1 pseudogene is annotated in these 549 nt (G+C 62.7%); it reads right to left on the reverse strand.

The window, feature by feature from the left end:
- A pseudogene (locus tag ACFFUV_RS24190) lies at positions 1–549 on the reverse strand (hypothetical protein); the annotation flags it as partial.

The following is a 549-nucleotide window of genomic DNA, read 5'->3' on the forward strand; positions in this document are numbered from 1 at the left end:
TGATGCTGATTCCGGCATCCATGCAGTCCTTCACGGCCTGGGGAACGTCGTCCCTGACGGGGTCGGAAATGGCGGTGATGCCCAGGTAAACCAGGTCGTGCCGTGCCAGTTTCCCATCCTGGAACACGGGGGCGTCATCATCCAGAATACGGTAGGCGAAGCCCAGCGTGCGCATGGCCTGGTTCTGGTAGGCCAGCAGTTGTTCCTCAATGGCCGGGCGCATGGCGGCGGCGTCCGTCTCTCCGTCCGGCGTGCGCACCGTGGCGCAGTTGCCCAGCACGATTTCCGGCGCGCCCTTCACGTACAGGACTTTTTTACCCAGCAGGGGGGAGTCCACGACGGTGGCCATGTACTTGCGTTCCGTGGAGAAGGTGAGCTGTTCCAGAACGCGCGCGTTTTCCCGCAGGTCCAGGTAGTTTACTCCCTGGCCGTGCAGCCAGAGCAGCAGGGCACCCTCCGTCGGATTGCCCAGCGCCTTGATGTGTTCGGGATCGGCATAATCCAGGAAAGCGGTGGAGTTGACGGCAATGCCTTCCCGGATCAGGTTCC

Origin of the sequence: Vibrio olivae (assembly GCF_042428525.1) — a bacterium.
Classification (GTDB): Bacteria; Pseudomonadota; Gammaproteobacteria; order Enterobacterales; family Vibrionaceae; genus Vibrio; species Vibrio olivae.